This is a genomic window from Paraburkholderia sp. A3BS-1L (assembly GCF_051125215.1).
In the GTDB taxonomy this organism is placed as follows: domain Bacteria; phylum Pseudomonadota; class Gammaproteobacteria; order Burkholderiales; family Burkholderiaceae; genus Paraburkholderia.
Map to the genome: position 1 here is coordinate 3,026,813 of NZ_CP120442.1, position 17,245 is coordinate 3,044,057.

General features: G+C 59.9%; 13 protein-coding genes. All 13 read right to left on the minus strand.

All coding sequences use genetic code 11. The annotated features are described in order from the left end of the window. Nucleotides 1-43: 43 nt before the first annotated feature. Nucleotides 44-514 carry a 30S ribosomal protein S7 gene (rpsG, locus tag P5W99_RS13860; RefSeq protein WP_006053291.1) on the minus strand — a complete coding sequence of 157 codons (471 nt, stop codon included), beginning with the start codon at nucleotides 512-514 and terminating at the stop codon, nucleotides 44-46. Between the two features lie 185 nt (nucleotides 515-699). Continuing rightward, nucleotides 700-1,080, minus strand: coding sequence for a 30S ribosomal protein S12 (rpsL, locus tag P5W99_RS13865; RefSeq protein WP_027797953.1), 381 nt, complete (start codon nucleotides 1,078-1,080; stop codon nucleotides 700-702). 278 nt (nucleotides 1,081-1,358) lie between these two features. After that, nucleotides 1,359-3,206 carry a DNA helicase RecQ gene (gene recQ / locus P5W99_RS13870; protein WP_421024924.1) on the minus strand — a complete coding sequence of 616 codons (1,848 nt, stop codon included), beginning with the start codon at nucleotides 3,204-3,206 and terminating at the stop codon, nucleotides 1,359-1,361. Nucleotides 3,207-3,352: 146 nt separating this feature from the next. Further along, the gene (locus tag P5W99_RS13875) at nucleotides 3,353-4,180 is read right to left on the minus strand and encodes a hypothetical protein (RefSeq protein ID WP_421024925.1); all 828 of its coding nucleotides are present in this window, start codon (nucleotides 4,178-4,180) and stop codon (nucleotides 3,353-3,355) included. Nucleotides 4,181-4,222: 42 nt separating this feature from the next. Continuing rightward, a complete protein-coding gene (locus P5W99_RS13880; RefSeq protein WP_434661198.1) occupies nucleotides 4,223-4,528 on the minus strand; it encodes an acyl carrier protein in 306 nt (101 codons plus the stop codon). A 13-nt stretch (nucleotides 4,529-4,541) separates the two neighbouring features. Further along, complete coding sequence (locus P5W99_RS13885; RefSeq protein ID WP_434661200.1) at nucleotides 4,542-5,138, minus strand: hypothetical protein; 597 nt, start codon at nucleotides 5,136-5,138, stop codon at nucleotides 4,542-4,544. 15 nt (nucleotides 5,139-5,153) lie between these two features. Continuing rightward, nucleotides 5,154-5,909 (minus strand): 3-oxoacyl-ACP reductase FabG, encoded by a 756-nt coding sequence (gene fabG / locus P5W99_RS13890; RefSeq protein WP_434661202.1) that lies wholly within the window; start codon nucleotides 5,907-5,909, stop codon nucleotides 5,154-5,156. A gap of 17 nt (nucleotides 5,910-5,926) precedes the next feature. Further along, the gene (acpS, locus tag P5W99_RS13895) at nucleotides 5,927-6,292 is read right to left on the minus strand and encodes a holo-ACP synthase (RefSeq protein WP_434661203.1); all 366 of its coding nucleotides are present in this window, start codon (nucleotides 6,290-6,292) and stop codon (nucleotides 5,927-5,929) included. A gap of 579 nt (nucleotides 6,293-6,871) precedes the next feature. Further along, entirely contained in the window at nucleotides 6,872-7,147 is a 276-nt protein-coding gene (locus P5W99_RS13900) for a hypothetical protein (RefSeq protein WP_421024930.1), read from the minus strand. A gap of 241 nt (nucleotides 7,148-7,388) precedes the next feature. Further along, entirely contained in the window at nucleotides 7,389-11,639 is a 4,251-nt protein-coding gene (gene rpoC, locus P5W99_RS13905; RefSeq protein WP_421024931.1) for a DNA-directed RNA polymerase subunit beta', read from the minus strand. Between the two features lie 21 nt (nucleotides 11,640-11,660). Then, on the minus strand, nucleotides 11,661-15,767 hold the full coding sequence (gene rpoB, locus P5W99_RS13910) for a DNA-directed RNA polymerase subunit beta (protein ID WP_421024932.1): 4,107 nt from the start codon (nucleotides 15,765-15,767) through the stop codon (nucleotides 11,661-11,663). A 363-nt stretch (nucleotides 15,768-16,130) separates the two neighbouring features. After that, entirely contained in the window at nucleotides 16,131-16,505 is a 375-nt protein-coding gene (gene rplL / locus P5W99_RS13915) for a 50S ribosomal protein L7/L12 (RefSeq protein ID WP_027821097.1), read from the minus strand. 75 nt (nucleotides 16,506-16,580) lie between these two features. Next, nucleotides 16,581-17,078, minus strand: a complete 498-nt coding sequence (rplJ, locus tag P5W99_RS13920) for a 50S ribosomal protein L10 (RefSeq protein ID WP_421024933.1) — start codon at nucleotides 17,076-17,078, stop codon at nucleotides 16,581-16,583. Between the last annotated feature and the right edge of the window lie 167 nt (nucleotides 17,079-17,245).

The following is a 17,245-nucleotide window of genomic DNA, read 5'->3' on the forward strand; positions in this document are numbered from 1 at the left end:
GATTTTTTCCGCTTTTTGAGCAAACCCCGGTAGGGGCTTTCTCTTAGAAGCGGAAGTGCGAGAACGCCTTGTTCGCTTCTGCCATCCGGTGAACTTCGTCGCGCTTCTTCATCGCGCCGCCACGGCCTTCGGCCGCTTCGGAGAGTTCACCTGCCAGACGCAGGGCCATCGACTTCTCGCTACGCTTCTTCGCGGCTTCACGCAGCCAACGCATCGCCAATGCCATACGACGCGAGGGGCGCACTTCGACCGGAACCTGATAGTTCGCACCACCAACGCGGCGGCTCTTCACTTCCACCACCGGCTTCACGTTGTTGAGCGCAACAGTGAACACTTCCAGCGGGTCCTTGCCACCCTTGGTCTGGATCTGTTCGAAAGCGCCGTACACGATACGCTCGGCAACCGACTTCTTGCCGGAGAGCATCAGCACGTTCATGAACTTGGCTACATCAACGTTGCCGAACTTCGGATCCGGCAACACTTCCCGCTTGGGGACTTCGCGACGACGCGGCATGTTTCTTCCTTTAACTTTTCAGTTGAAGCGTGGATTGAACCCAACGCTCCGCGGCCACCAACTAACCCGATTCATCTCACGACTTACCAGCCTGGTCGGGTGACCACTTACTCGACAGCACCGGCCAATCCGGCACCTGTCGCTTTTATCGCCGGCACTCTCGCGAGCACGACGACACTTGACTCTTACTTCGCAGCCTTCGCGCGCTTTGCGCCGTACTTCGAACGAGCCTGCTTACGATCCTTGACGCCCTGGGTATCCAGCGAGCCGCGAACCATGTGGTAGCGCACACCCGGCAAGTCCTTCACACGGCCGCCGCGGATCAGCACAACCGAGTGCTCCTGCAGGTTGTGGCCTTCACCGCCGATGTACGAAATGACTTCGAAGCCGTTCGTCAGACGAACCTTGGCGACCTTACGAAGTGCCGAGTTCGGCTTCTTCGGCGTCGTCGTGTACACACGGGTGCACACGCCGCGACGCTGCGGGCAGTCCTGCAGGGCCGGCGACTTGCTCTTCGTAGCTTCCGAAGCGCGGCCTTTGCGAACCAGTTGATTGATGGTTGGCATTGTTTATTCCTGAAATTGAACAAAATCGACGCATTTATTTCCGGGCAAAGCGGAAAACCATGCGTATCGAACTCCAGAACCTGAAAATGACAGGCACTTTATGCGTTGCTCAGCCGACGAATTAGTCAAACTAACCGACGCGCGCAAGCATCCCAGAAACCGGAACCCAGCATGATATTCCGAAAATACCAAGCGAGTCAACGGCTTGCGACATTTCGGGGGACGGAGAATGTGGCAATCACGTGACACAGCACGAACGCGCCGCCCCGCCAGCGCGCTCAATCGTCGCCGACGACCTCGACCAGCTCCTCGCCGAAGCGTTCGAGCTTGCGCGCGCCGATGCCCGGAATATCACGCAACTCGTCGACCGACTCGGGGCCGTTGCGCGCGATCTCCGCCAGCGTGGCGTCGTGAAAGATCACGTAGGCAGGCACACCCTCGCTCTTCGCGGTATCGGTGCGCCACAACCGCAGGCGCTCCCAGCGCGCGCGCTGGCGCTGACTCATGCCAAGGGTCGGATCAGCGCGCTCGCTGGTGCGGCTCGACGAGGTGCGCGTGCGTGTGGGCTTCACATAGCGGCGCATCGTGACGTGCTGCTCGCCCTTGAGCACGGGCTTGCTTGCCTCCGTGAGCACGAGCGCGCCAAAACCGTCGTGATCGACGGTGAGATAGCCGAACGCCACCAGCTGGCGAAAAATGGCGCGCCATTCGGCTTCCGAGAGCGCCGAGCCGATGCCGAACGTCGAAATTTTCTCGTGCCCGCGCTGCATGATCTTCTCGTTGCGGTTGCCGCGCAGAATGTCGATCAAATGGCCTGCGCCGAAGTTGAAACCGCTCGCGCGCTGCGCGCGAAATACGCACGAAAGCGCCATCTGCGCCTCGCGCGTGGCGTCCCACGTGGCCGGCGGCTCGATGCAGGTGTCGCAGTTGCCGCAGGGCTTGCTCGCTTCGCCGAAGTACGCGAGCAGGCGCACGCGCCGGCACGTGGCGGTTTCGCACAGGCCGAGCAGCGCATCGAGCTTGCCCGTCTGGACGCGCTTGTGCTGATCGTCGGCGTCGGACTCGTCGATCATCTTGCGTTGCTGCACCACGTCGCCGAGACCATAGGCCATCCACGCATTGGCCGCCAGCCCGTCGCGGCCCGCACGGCCGGTTTCCTGGTAATAGCCTTCCACGCTCTTGGGCAGGTCGAGGTGCGCGACGAAACGCACGTCCGGCTTGTCGATGCCCATGCCGAACGCAATGGTTGCGCACATGACCACGCCTTCCTCGCGCTGGAAGAGTTCCTGGTGCTTCTGGCGTACCTCGAACTCCATGCCGGCGTGGTACGGCAAGGCGCGCACGCCCTGCCCCTTCAGCCACTCCGCGGTCTCTTCCACCTTGCGGCGCGAGAGGCAGTAGACGACGCCCGCATCGGTCGTGCCGTCGGCCCGTGTGTGCTCCGCACGGATGAAGTCGAGCAGCTGCGTGCGCGCGTTGTCCTTCTCGACGATGCGGTAGCGGATATTCGGCCGGTCGAAGCTCGACACGAAGATACGGGCGTCGTCGAGCGCGAGACGATGCACAATCTCGTCGCGCGTGATCGCATCCGCGGTGGCGGTAAGCGCGATGCGCGGCACGTCGGGGAAACGCTCGTGCAGGATCGAGAGCTGAATGTACTCGGGCCGGAAGTCGTGCCCCCACTGCGACACGCAGTGCGCTTCGTCGATGGCAAAGAGGCCGATGCGCGCGCGCTCGAGCAGATCGAGAAAGCGCGCCGTCATGAGCCGCTCGGGAGCGACATAGAGCAAATCGATGTCGCCCTCGCGCAGCGCGCGCTCGGTGGCGGCGGCCTCGGCGCCGGTGAGCGTGGAATTCAGATACGCGGCGCGCACGCCCACTTCGGTGAGCGCGGCCACCTGGTCCTGCATGAGCGCGATGAGCGGCGACACCACGATGCCGGCGCCGTGACCCGCTTCGTGGCGCACGAGTGCCGGGATCTGGTAGCAGAGGGACTTGCCGCCGCCCGTGGGCATGAGCACGAGGGAATCGCCGCCCGCCGCGACATGCTCGACGATCTCGGCTTGCTGCCCTCTAAAGGCGGGATAACCGAAGACTTCGTTGAGAATTTCGAGGGAGCGGGACATGTAGGCGGCACACGTGATGAGGCGGGGTTGCCGCATTTTACCAACCCCTACCCGCCCCGACCGCCAATCTCCGCGACATTGGCCAAACGGCAGTGGGGGCGGACTGCCGCGCGGCCCGACGCGGCCCGCTGCGCACGCGGGCAACGCTAATCCGTGGGCAATGCCAGTTTCACGTCCTTGAACGTCAACAGCACACGACGCTCGCCGTCCCGAGCCTCGATCAGATCGCGATGCATCGACACGCAACGCTCGCCGGCATACATGATCATCAGCGGCACGAGTGCAACACAATAAAGCGGCACGAAGCCCGCCCCCGGCGCCCACTTCTCGAATGCCGCGCACACGAGCGCCGCCCAGATGACCGTCGACAAGAGATAGAGCGTATAGCGCCCGATTGCGGACATGCCCAACCAGCGGCTCGTCGCCCCGGCGAGCTGAATGAACCGCTCATCCGCCTTGCCCATCAACAATTCACCCGTCAACGTGGCGCGTCTTGACCGGGACGCAAAGCCAATCATGAAAGCGCACACAATCACCAGCAAGATTGCAAAGGCCACCACGAACGGCGCGTAGCCGCCGTTGATAAACGTGACCGTATCGAAGTAGCTCTTCCATTCGTTGCGGCTATAACCCTGGCTCTGGCCGTAGTACTCGATGCCGTATTCCGTACGCTCGGAATCGGTGTAGCGCAGGCCAATGGCAATATCGGTGCGCGCGCCGGTCCGGTCGATTGAAAAAGGATCGCCGACGTTCTCATACGAGCGGATGGCCGCCGCCTTGGCCATGTTCAAATGACGCCAGCGCTGCCCCTTGCTGACCGACGCCTGCGCGCCCAGCATGAGGTTGTCCGTCAAATAACCGCGGGCGGCAGCGATTTCGCGCGCGGTATCGCCATAACTCAGCGGGATTTCAACACCATTGCGCACGCCCATCTTTGCGCCGTCGCTGATATGCATGTCTTTCAGGCTCGTCATAGCTTGCTCGTCTCTTCGTGTCGAGTTTGGATCGGACTTTCGTCAGGCTGCGTTAGCTTGTGCGTTTTTGCTGCGCTCCAGAATGAACGACGCAAGCGTATTGATGCTTCGCAGATAGGAAGGCTCGTCGCCCTCCGACACGCGGATGCCAAAGGATTCGTCGAGCAGCACGAACACTTCGGTTGCATCGACCGAGTCGAGACGCAGGCCGCTGCCGAACAGCGGCGTGTCGTCGTCGATCTGCTCGACGGTCTGCGGAAGATTGAGACGCTGGATCAGCCCCGCCTTGAGTTTTTCGAGCACAGCCTTGCGTCGCTCGACATCGTCCAGGATCGTTGAATTGGTCATTTCTTTTCGCTCTTTATCGTGAGATTCCGGCAGCAACATTGCTACCGAGCTTGTCCCGGTAGGTCCGGAAATTGATAGTGGTTCCCTCTACAACGACGTGGCGCCCGACGCGCGCCTCCACGTTGAAATGATTGAAACCCTGGGTATCGGTAAGCGCCAGCCGGCACTCGGCATAGATCGTGTAACCCGGATAGACCACCCTTCTGAACTTGACGTTCTGCGCAGCCAGAAACCCGATCACCTGGGATTTTTGCTCTTTTATGATGCGCTTACCTTCTGGTGTGCTAATTATTTCGGCAACGTCTTCGAAACGCTTGGCGGCACGCCCCGTCTCCGTCTCGTATGCCGCGCAGACGTCGTTGAAGAAGGCGCAGTATTCGCCTGCCTGACCAAAGATCTCCGCGATCATCACGCCGGGCATGACCGGATTGTCGGTAAAGTGGCCGGCAATATAGGACTCGTTGAAGGTGACGTGCTTGACAGCAGTGATGCTCGGCTTGGGGCCGACCACGATATCGGCAATACGGTCCACCATGAATATCGGGGATCGCCACACGCCGATCTCAAACAGCTGCTGCGCGGGAATCAGACTACGATCTAGTTTAGACATGAAAATTTCCGCAAATTAGCGCATTACAAGGCCACCGTCGGCCACCAGCGTCTGCCCGACGATGTAGCTTGCGGCGTTGGAACTGAGAAATGCGACCACCTCGGCAATCTCTTCTGGACGCCCGAAACGGTTCAATGGAATCGCATCGGAAATGGTGCGGACGATGTGGCGCGGCACCTTCTTGACCATCTGGGATTCGATCATGCCAGGAGCAATGGCATTGACCCGGATCCCCTTTGATGCGAGCTCTTTCGCAATCGAGCGCGTGAAGCCGGAAATGCCCGCCTTGGCGGCACTGTAGTTGGACTGCCCGAAGCTCGCCGTCACCCCCGCAACGGACGTCACGTTCACGATGCTGGCTTGCGTCGCGTGCCTCATCAGCCTCAGCATCCCCTGGGTCATGTTGAACGTTCCATGGAGATTGACGCGAACCACCTCGTCGAACTCCTCGAACGTCATCGTGGAAACCAGGTTGTCCTTGTTGATGCCGGCGTTATTGACGAGAACGTCGATGGCTTCGAGGCGCTGCTCCAGCTCGCCGCGCAAGCGCTCGACGTCGTCACGGTTTGCGACATCGCATTTCGCGATGGTCAATCGCCCTGCCCTTGCCGGTTCGGCCGCGAGTTCGTCGAGACTGGCCTTCGTGTTGTTGTAGAGCGCGATCACATTGCTGCCGAGCGCGAGGTACTTGCGACAAATCGCCAAACCGAGGTCACCACTGGCGCCCGTTACAACCACGGTCTTACCTTCAAGTTCTGAATAAATGGCCATAATTTTTTGCAGGTTTATTAATCGAGCACAGCCGCCGCGACTGCATGTGATCTGCAATGCGAGATTGTCAAAATTGATGTCTTCAGATTTTCGAGCCGCATTACCCTGTCGAATTCGCCCGAAAATTCGAAATATGGCTTGCCAAGCGGATCGTGAAGGATTTTTATATCGTGAAAGGTGATGCCATTGCGAAAGCCTGTTCCGAGTGCTTTCACCGCAGCCTCCTTGGCAGCCCAAATTCCGGCGAGGCGCTCGACGTTAGCGGGATCGGCGTGCTCAAGCATTTCCTGCGCAGAAATCAAACGCCCGACGAATGCTTCGCCGCTGCGTTCGATCGCTTGCGCGATTCGTCCCGTTTCAACGATGTCTATACCAATTCGCATATCTAACGATATACCCCGTACGCTTTATTTGATTTTAGGCTGCGGTGACCGCCAGCATTGTTTGGTCGTTGTCGCGTTCTTATCGCAGGGCGCTTCCCGGCTCAATGCTCAAAAATCTGCCATCTGGAAGCATGCGCGCTTCATCTGGCGTGAACTACAGCGTTGCGCAACTTTAGTCGTTAGATGCTTATAAGAAAATAAGGAGTTTTAAATTTCCTGCGATTTGTCTCGTGACTTGATTTTCCTCAACAGAAAATTGTCCCTAAAGAACACGCTCTTACTTAGGAATTCACCCCGGATGTCTCCACACCAATGCAGAAATTAACGTACACCTGAGCACGTAATTCAGACAGGAGAAAGCGAGTTCTGCCATCAATCCGTAACGAGGGAATAAAGAGAATAATTAAAAGATGGCGGAATCAATTGATTTAATATTCAGAGAAACAAGATACGTCATAAATGACGGCAAATATTGTAGCAAACATTCTTTTATTAAGGACGCCGATATATTTACTACGCGCCAGATTCGGATAATCACTCGATGCCACACGAGCGCGACACCGAGAGCAAGTTATGTACTCAGACTGGGCGCCTGCGCGCGACTCGAATGCTGCCAATAATCGCAACAAAACCCACAGGCACAAAAACCAGCGAGCCAATGCAAATCAGCAGCGCGCCGGTCCGCACCTTTCCTGCGACCTGCATGATGAATCCGATGATGATGAATGCCCAGACGACCAGGAAGATTGCAAAGAAAGTTGCAGCAGGCTGGATGCCGACGTGGTGCAGCAAATACGAGAAGATGCCGACCGACGCCACCAGATTCAAAATCAGACCAACGCCTACAACCCACATGATTCACGCCTCCGGAATGGGTGAAAGTTACACGACAAAGCCCGTCCCACGGACGCGCGGGCCGCGCGAGGCGCCACATTAGCATGGGTGGCCCGTCCGTGCCGGGAATCCGCGTGACGGGACAGCAAACATGATAGGGCGTCGCGCCCCGGTTCTAGCGGGCAAAAAAAATCCGCCCGGTTGAACCGGGCGGATTTCATCCGACAGTTTCAGCCAATGGCGAAACATGTTCGCCAGAAGCTTACTCGTCCGTCGTGTGCGGCTGCTCCGGCTGTTCTGCAGCCGGGGTTTCCGGCGTACCGAACTCGAACGCTTCTTCCGCTGCAATCTGGTCGAAACGCTCGCGATCCGACGATTCCTTCGCGCGGCGCGCCTTGTGGAACGCGAGGCCCGTACCAGCCGGAATCAGACGGCCGACGATCACGTTTTCCTTCAGGCCACGCAGATCGTCGCGCTTGCCCATGATCGCCGCTTCGGTCAGCACGCGGGTCGTTTCCTGGAACGACGCCGCCGAGATGAACGAGTCGGTCGAGAGCGATGCCTTCGTGATACCGAGCAGCACGTTCTCGTACGTTGCCGGACGCTTGTCTTCCGCGATCATCTTGTCGTTCTCGTCGAGCATGTCCGAACGCTCGACTTGTTCGCCAGGGATGAAGCGCGTATCGCCGTTGTCGGTGATCTGCACGCGGCGCAGCATCTGACGCACGATCACTTCGATGTGCTTGTCGTTGATCTTCACGCCCTGCAGACGGTACACGTCCTGCACTTCGTCCACGATGTAGCGCGACAGCGCCTCGATACCCTGCAGACGCAGGATGTCGTGCGGATCGGCCGGGCCGTCCACGATCATTTCGCCCTTGTTGACGACCTGACCGTCGTGGACCAGCACCTGCTTTTCCTTCGCGATCAGGAACTCGTGCTGGTTGCCCTCGAGGTCCGTGATGACGAGACGCTGCTTGCCCTTCGTGTCCTTACCGAACGACGTCGTACCCGTGACTTCCGCCAGGATACCGGCGTCCTTCGGCGACCGTGCTTCGAACAGTTCCGCCACACGCGGCAGACCACCGGTAATGTCACGCGTCTTCTGCGCTTCGGTCGGGATACGTGCGAGCACTTCACCCACCTGAACCTGCTGACCATCCTTCACGGTGATCAGCGCGCCGACCTGGAAGCCGATCTGCACCGAATGCTCCGTGCCCGGGATCTTCACTTCGTCGCCGTTCGCGTCGATCAGCTTGACCTGCGGACGCACGCTCTTCGCCGCTTGCGAACCGCGGCGCTTCGCGTCGATCACGACGAGGGTCGACAGACCCGTGACGTCGTCGATCTGCTTGGCCACGGTCACGCCTTCTTCGACGTTCTCGAACTTCACCGTACCGCCGTACTCGGTGATGATCGGACGCGTGAGCGGATCCCACGTGGCGAGCTGCGTGCCGGCCTTGATCGCGGCACCGTCGAGCTGCAGCAGCGTCGCGCCGTACGGCACCTTGTGACGCTCGCGCTCGCGGCCGTGATCGTCGGCGATGATGGCTTCGCCCGAACGCGAGATGACGATCTGCTCGCCCTTCGCGCTCGTGACGTAACGCATCGTCGCCGTGAAGCGCAGCGTACCGTTCGACTTGGCTTCCACCGACGAGGCCACTGCCGCACGCGATGCCGCACCACCGATGTGGAACGTACGCATCGTGAGCTGCGTGCCCGGTTCGCCGATCGACTGTGCCGCGATCACGCCGACGGCTTCGCCGACGTTCACGCGCGAGCCGCGGCCGAGGTCGCGGCCGTAGCACGAGGCGCACAGGCCATAGCGCGTTTCGCAGGTGAGCGGCGTGCGCACGCGCACTTCGTCGATGCCGAGGCTTTCGATCGTTTCGACCGCGTCTTCGTCGAGCAGGTCGCCCGAAGCGTAGATCGTTTCCTGCGTTTCCGGATTGACGACGTCCGCCACCGCCACACGGCCGAGAATACGGTCGCGCAGCGCTTCGACGACTTCACCGCCTTCCACGAGAGCCTTCATCGCCACGCCGTTCGACGTGCCGCAGTCGTCCTCGACGACCACGAGATCCTGCGTGACGTCGACGAGACGACGCGTCAGGTAACCCGAGTTCGCGGTCTTCAGTGCCGTATCAGCAAGACCCTTACGTGCACCGTGGGTCGAGATGAAGTACTGCAACACGTTCAGACCTTCGCGGAAGTTCGCGGTAATCGGCGTTTCGATAATCGAGCCGTCCGGCTTTGCCATCAGGCCGCGCATACCCGCCAGCTGGCGAATCTGGGTCGCGGAACCCCGCGCGCCCGAGTCGGCCATCATGTAGATCGAGTTGAACGATTCCTGACGCGTTTCCTTGCCGTCACGGTCGATGACCGGTTCGGTCGCGAGCTGCTCCATCATCGCCTTGCCGACCGCTTCCGACGTGTTCGACCAGATGTCGACCACGTTGTTGTAGCGTTCCTGCGCGGTGACGAGACCCGACATGTACTGACGGTCGTACTCCTTCACCTTCTTCGCGGCTTCGCCGACGATGGTTTCCTTCTGCGGCGGCACGAGCATGTCGTCCACGCAGATCGAAATACCGGCGCGCGTAGCCAGGCGGAAGCCCGACTGCATCAGCTGGTCGGCGAAGATCACCGTTTCGCGCAGACCGCACTTGCGGAATGCGGTGTTGATCAGACGCGAAATTTCTTTCTTCTTCAGCGGCTTGTTCAGCACCGAGAACGGCAGGCCCGGCGGCAGGATTTCCGACAGGATCGCGCGGCCAACCGTGGTCGCGTACAACGAGATCTTCGGCACAAATGCCGGTGCGCCTTCCGACTTGTCCTCGTTGTGGACCATTTCGGTAATACGCACGTTCACGCGCGAGGCCAGTTCGACTTCCTTGTTCTCGTACGCGCGGAGCACTTCCGACACGCCCGTGAACGTCATGCCTTCGCCCTTGCCGTTGATCGCTTCACGCGTGGCATAGTACAGGCCCAGCACGATATCCTGCGACGGCACGATCGACGGATCGCCGTTGGCCGGGAACAGGACGTTGTTCGACGCGAGCATGAGCGTGCGCGCTTCCATCTGCGCTTCGAGCGACAGCGGAACGTGAACGGCCATCTGGTCACCGTCGAAGTCGGCGTTGAACGCCGCGCAAACGAGCGGGTGCAGCTGGATTGCCTTACCTTCGATCAGCACCGGCTCGAAAGCCTGAATGCCAAGACGGTGCAGCGTAGGCGCACGGTTGAGCATGACCGGATGTTCGCGGATCACCTCTTCCAGAATGTCCCACACCACCGGCGTCTGGTTCTCGACTTCCTTCTTCGCAGCCTTGATGGTCGTGGCGACGCCCATCGTTTCCAGCTTGTTGAAGATGAACGGCTTGAAGAGTTCGAGCGCCATCAGCTTCGGCAGACCGCACTGGTGCAGCTTGAGCGTCGGACCCACCACGATGACCGAACGGCCCGAGTAGTCCACGCGCTTGCCCAGCAGGTTCTGACGGAAGCGGCCGCCCTTACCCTTGATCATGTCGGCGAGCGACTTCAGCGGACGCTTGTTCGCGCCCGTCATCGCCTTGCCGCGACGGCCGTTGTCGAGCAGCGAGTCAACCGCTTCCTGGAGCATCCGCTTTTCGTTGCGGACGATGATCTCCGGCGCCTTCAGCTCGAGCAGACGCTTCAGACGGTTGTTACGGTTGATGACGCGGCGATACAGGTCGTTCAGGTCCGAGGTCGCGAAGCGGCCACCGTCCAGCGGCACGAGCGGACGCAGTTCGGGCGGCAGCACCGGCAGCACTTCGAGCACCATCCATTCGGGCTTGATGCCCGAACGCTGGAAGGCCTCGAGCACTTTCAGGCGCTTGGCGTACTTCTTGATCTTCGCTTCCGAGCCGGTGTTCTTCAGCTCGGTGCGCAGCGTTTCGACCTGCTCGTCGATGTTGATCGCGCGCAGGAGTTCACGCACGCCTTCCGCGCCCATTTCGGCACGGAATTCGTCGCCGTATTCCTCGACCTTGTTGTAGTAATCCTCTTCGGTCATGATCTGACGCGCCTTCAGCGGCGTCATGCCCGGTTCGATCACCACGTACGCTTCGAAGTACAGCACGCGCTCGATATCACGCAGCGTCATGTCGAGCACCATGCCCAGACGCGACGGCAGCGACTTCAGGAACCAGATGTGCGCGACCGGCGAGGCCAGCTCGATGTGGCCCATGCGTTCGCGGCGCACCTTCGCCAGCGTGACTTCCACGCCGCACTTCTCGCAGATCACGCCACGGTGCTTCAGGCGCTTGTACTTGCCGCACAGGCACTCGTAGTCCTTGATCGGCCCGAAGATCTTCGCGCAAAACAGACCATCCCGCTCCGGCTTGAACGTGCGGTAGTTGATGGTTTCCGGCTTCTTCACTTCGCCGAACGACCACGAACGGATCTTGTCCGGCGAGGCCAGACCGATCTTGATCGCGTCAAAAACTTCTTCTTGTTGGACTTGCTTGAATAGATCGAGCAGAGCTTTCATTGCCTTCTCTCCGTAGTCCGATTAGTTGCGGTCGAGGTCGATGTCGATGCCGAGCGAGCGGATTTCCTTCACCAGCACATTGAAGGATTCCGGCATGCCCGCGTCGATCACGTGGTCGCCCTTGACGAGGTTCTCGTACACCTTCGTCCGGCCCGTCACGTCATCGGACTTCACCGTCAACATTTCCTGCAGCACATACGAAGCGCCATACGCTTCGAGCGCCCACACTTCCATTTCACCGAAGCGCTGACCACCGAATTGCGCCTTACCACCCAGCGGCTGCTGCGTGACGAGCGAGTACGGACCCGTCGAACGCGCGTGCATCTTGTCGTCGACAAGATGGTGCAGCTTCAGGTAGTGCATGTAGCCCACGGTCACCGTGCGCTCGAACATTTCGCCCGTGCGGCCGTCGTACAGACGCACCTGGTTCTTCGACGGCGTCATGCCGAGGTTTTGGGCGATTTCGTCCGGGAACGCCAGATCGAGCATCTTGCCCATTTCCTCTTCGGTCGCACCGTCGAACACCGGCGTTGCGAACGGTACGCCTTCGCGCAGGTTCTTCGCGAGTTCGAGGATTTCGTCGTCGCTGAAGCTGTCGAGGTCTTCCTTGTGGCCCGACTCGTTGTAGATCTTCGTGAGGAACTCACGCAGCTCTGCAATCTTCGTCTGACGCGCAAGCATTTCGCCAATACGCCAGCCCAGACCCTTCGCGGCCCACCCGAGGTGCACTTCGAGAACCTGACCCACGTTCATCCGTGACGGTACGCCGAGCGGGTTCAGCACGACGTCTGCGGGACGGCCATCGGCCATGTACGGCATGTCTTCGATCGGGACGATCTTCGACACCACACCCTTGTTACCGTGACGGCCTGCCATCTTGTCGCCAGGCTGCAGACGGCGCTTCACCGCAAGGTACACCTTGACCATCTTCAGCACGCCCGGCGGCAGTTCGTCGCCTTGCGTGAGCTTCTTGCGCTTCTCTTCGAACGCCAGATCGAACTGGTGACGCTTTTCTTCGATCGAGTTCTTGATGGCTTCGAGCTGCGCCGCTGCTTCTTCGTCCGCGAGGCGGATGTCGAACCAGTGGTAGTGGTCGAGGTCTTCCAGGTAAGCCTGGTCGATCTTCGTGCCCTTCGCGAGCTTTTTCGGACCGCCATTGGCGACCTTGCCGTCGAGCATGCGGGCGAGACGCTGGAACGCGTCGCCTTCGACGATGCGCAGCTGGTCGTTCAGGTCGAGGCGATAGCGCTTCAGTTCATCGTCGATGATCTGTTGCGCACGCTTGTCACGCGTGATGCCTTCGCGCGTGAACACCTGCACGTCGATGACCGTGCCGCTCATGCCCGAGGGCACGCGCAGCGACGTATCCTTCACGTCCGAAGCCTTCTCGCCGAAGATCGCGCGCAGCAGCTTTTCTTCCGGCGTGAGCTGGGTTTCGCCCTTCGGCGTGACCTTGCCCACGAGCACGTCGCCCGCTTCGACTTCCGCGCCGATGTACACGATGCCCGACTCGTCGAGACGGCCAAGTTGCACTTCCGCGAGGTTCGAGATGTCGCGCGTGATTTCTTCCGGTCCGAGCTTCGTGTCGCGAGCAACGACATTCAGTTCTTCGATGTGGATCGACGTGTAGCGATCGTCGGCAACCACCTTCTCCGAGATCAGGATCGAGTCTTCGAAGTTGTAGCCGTTCCACGGCATGAACGCGATCAGCATGTTCTGGCCGAGCGCGAGCTCTCCCAGATCGGTCGATGCGCCGTCAGCCAGCACGTCGCCGCGCGCAACCTTGTCGCCCATCTTCACGATCGGACGCTGGTTGATGTTCGTGTTCTGGTTCGAACGCGTGTACTTGATGAGGTTGTAGATGTCCACGCCGACTTCACCGGCGACCGCTTCATCATCGTTCACGCGAATCACGATACGGCCTGCGTCGACGTAGTCGACCACGCCGCCACGCAGCGCCTGAACCGTCGTACCCGAGTCGACCGCAACGGTGCGCTCGATACCCGTACCGACGACCGGCTTTTCCGGACGCAGGCAAGGCACGGCCTGACGCTGCATGTTCGAGCCCATCAGTGCACGGTTCGCGTCGTCGTGCTCGAGGAACGGGATCAGCGATGCAGCCACCGAGACGATCTGCGACGGCGCCACGTCCATGTACTGGATGCGGTCCGGCGTGACCATCAGCGTTTCGCCCGCTTCACGCGACGAGACGAGTTCGTCGGTCAGCGTGCCGTCGTCGGCCACCGCCGCGTTCGCCTGAGCGATCACGTAACGGCCTTCTTCGATCGCCGACAGATAGTCGATCTGGTCGGTCACCTTGCCGTCCTGCACCTTGCGATACGGCGTTTCGAGGAAGCCGTATTCGTTCAGGTGCGCGTACAGAGCGAGCGAGTTGATCAGACCAATGTTCGGACCTTCCGGCGTCTCAATCGGACACACGCGGCCGTAGTGGGTCGGGTGCACGTCGCGGACTTCGAAGCCTGCGCGCTCACGCGTCAGACCGCCCGGGCCCAGTGCGGAAACACGACGCTTGTGCGTGATTTCCGAAAGCGGGTTGGTCTGGTCCATGAACTGCGACAGCTGCGACGAGCCGAAGAACTCCCGAATCGCCGACGAAATCGGCTTCGAGTTGATCAGGTCGTGCGGCATCAGGTTTTCGCTTTCGGCCTGGCCGAGGCGTTCCTTCACTGCGCGCTCGACGCGCACGAGACCCGCGCGGAACTGGTTCTCCGCGAGTTCGCCCACGCAACGCACGCGACGGTTGCCCAAGTGGTCGATGTCGTCCACTTCGCCCTTGCCGTTGCGCAGCTCGACGAGGATCTTGATGGTCGCGAGGATGTCGTCGTCCTGCAGCGTCATCGGACCGACGATTTCGTCACGGCCGACGCGGCGGTTGAACTTCATACGACCCACCTTCGAGAGGTCGTACGCTTCTTCGCTGTAGAACAGGCGGTTGAACAGCGCCTCGACCGCTTCTTCGGTCGGCGGCTCGCCCGGACGCATCATGCGGTAGATCGCGATGCGCGCAGCCATCTTGTCGGCGGTTTCGTCGATACGCAGCGTCGACGAGATGTACGGCCCCTGATCCAGATCGTTCGTGTAGAGCGTCTGGATGTCCTTGATCTTCGCTTCGCGCAGCTTGTCGAGCACGCTTTCTGTGACTTCGTCGTTCGCGTTCGCGATGACTTCGCCCGTGTCGCCGTCGACAACGTTCTTCGCGAGCACGCGGCCGAGCAGATAATCTTCGGGAACCGAAATAAACGTGGTCTTCGCGTTTTCGAGGTCGCGGATGTGCTTCGCGTTGATCCGCTTGTCCTTCTGGACAATGACCTTGCCTTCGCGATCGCTAATGTCGAAGCGCGCGACTTCACCACGCAGACGCTCCGGCACGAACTCCATCTGCGCGCCTTCCGGCATCAGCGAGAAGTTGTCGAACACGAAGAAGTTCGCGAGGATCTGTTCCGGCGTGAGGCCGATGGCCTTCAGCAGGATCGTGACCGGCATCTTGCGGCGACGGTCGACGCGGAAGTACAGCACGTCCTTCGGGTCGAACTCGAAATCGAGCCACGAACCGCGATAAGGAATGATACGTGCCGAGAACAGCAGCTTGCCCGAGCTGTGCGTCTTGCCCTTGTCGTGCTCGAAGAACACGCCAGGCGAGCGGTGCAGCTGCGAGACGATGACACGCTCGGTGCCGTTGATGACGAACGAGCCCGTCGGCGTCATGAGCGGAATTTCGCCCATGTACACTTCCTGCTCCTTCACTTCCTTCACGACTGGCTTGCTCGGCGATTCCTTGTCGAGCAGAACGAGACGCACCTTGGCACGCAGCGCCGAACAGTACGTGAGGCCCCGCTGCTGGCATTCCTTGATGTTGAATGCCGGCGGCGAGAGCATGTAGCTCACGAACTCTAGACGAGCAAAGCCGTTATGGGAAACAATGGGAAAAACAGACGAAAACGCAGCCTGCAGACCTTCCGGTTTGCGTTGTGCGGTCGCCGTTTCTGCTTGCAGAAACGTGCTGAATGATTCAAGCTGGGTAGCCAGCAGGAAAGGAACTTGGTGAACGATGGGGCGTTTCGCGAAACTCTTGCGAATACGCTTCTTCTCGGTGAAGGAATATTGCATACGATCTCCGAATCACGGCGGGTAGGACGACCCGAGTGTTCACCGACTGAGACCCGATGGCTGCGCGAGCCCTGGAAGCTTGGTGGTTGGCCTCTACCAACCGCTGGCTGACGGCAGCGGATACCGGCTTGTCATAACTTGCCCGCTGCCCGACCAAACTTGCCTTCTGCAGTCGCTTCAGAAGACAAAGAGAAGCGTCGTGCGCCTTGAGGTTTTCACCCGGCGAAAGACGTTTTTCTTTGGCTTCTAGGTCCCGCATCCTGCCTCCAGTTCTCAAAAATCGAGCACAAAAACGCAGTTCCCACAAAGCACAAAAAGGCCGGCGGTGTAAAAACCGCCAGCCTTCGCACAGCGCGCTGAAACTTACTTGATTTCAGCCTTCGCGCCGGCTTCTTCCAGCTTCTTCTTCGCTTCTTCAGCAGCAGCCTTGGGCACCGCTTCCTTCACGGGCTTCGGTGCGCCGTCGACCAGGTCCTTCGCTTCCTTCAGGCCGAGACCCGTCAGTTCACGAACGGCCTTAATGACCGAAACCTTGTTTGCGCCAGCTTCGAGCAGGTTGACCGTGAATTCGGTCTGCTCTTCAGCAGCAGCAGCAGCGCCGCCTCCTGCCGGGCCAGCGACTGCCACAGCAGCTGCCGACACGCCAAACTTCTCTTCGAATGCCTTGACCAGTTCGTTCAGTTCGAGAACCGACATCGAGCCAACGGCTTCGAGGATGTCTTCTTTTGCGATTGCCATTTGAAATTACTCCAGATTTGAATTCGGAAACAGCTAGCGATCTTCGCTCGCTCTTGCTTGTTCGACTGCCTGAAATCAGGCAGCTTCTGCTTGCTTCTTCTCTGCCAGCGCGGCGAGAGCACGCGCGAAGCCGGAGACAGGAGCTTGCATAACGAACAGCAGCTTCGAGAGCAGTTCTTCGCGGCTCGGGATGTTGGCCAGCGCTTGCACGCCTGCCACGTCCATCACATTGCCTTCGTAGGAACCAGCCTTGATGACCAACTTGTCATTGCTCTTTGCGAAGTCGTTGACGACCTTCGCAGCAGCAATTGCATCTTCCGAGATGCCGTAGATCAGGGGGCCAGTCATCTGCTCTGCCAGCGGAGCAAACGGGGTACCTTCGACAGCGCGACGCGCCAGCGTGTTCTTCAACACGCGCAGGTACACCTGCTGCTCACGCGCTTTCGCGCGCAGCTTGGTCAGATCGCCAACCGCGATTCCACGATACTCGGCCAGCACCATGGTCTGAGCCTTCGCGACTTGCGCGGAGACTTCAGCCACGACGGCCTGCTTACCTTCTTTGTTCAGTGGCACGGTTAACCTCCAGATTCGACACCCAACGCTCTCGCGCCAAGTGCCGCATTCAACAACGGCGACCGACCAGTCCGGAGTAAATCAGCTTGCATCGTCAGGCGTTGCCGCCTGCCCTGCTCACATCAACACTTCAAAACTTTTTCGGGTTCGCCATCTGCGTTGGCCTG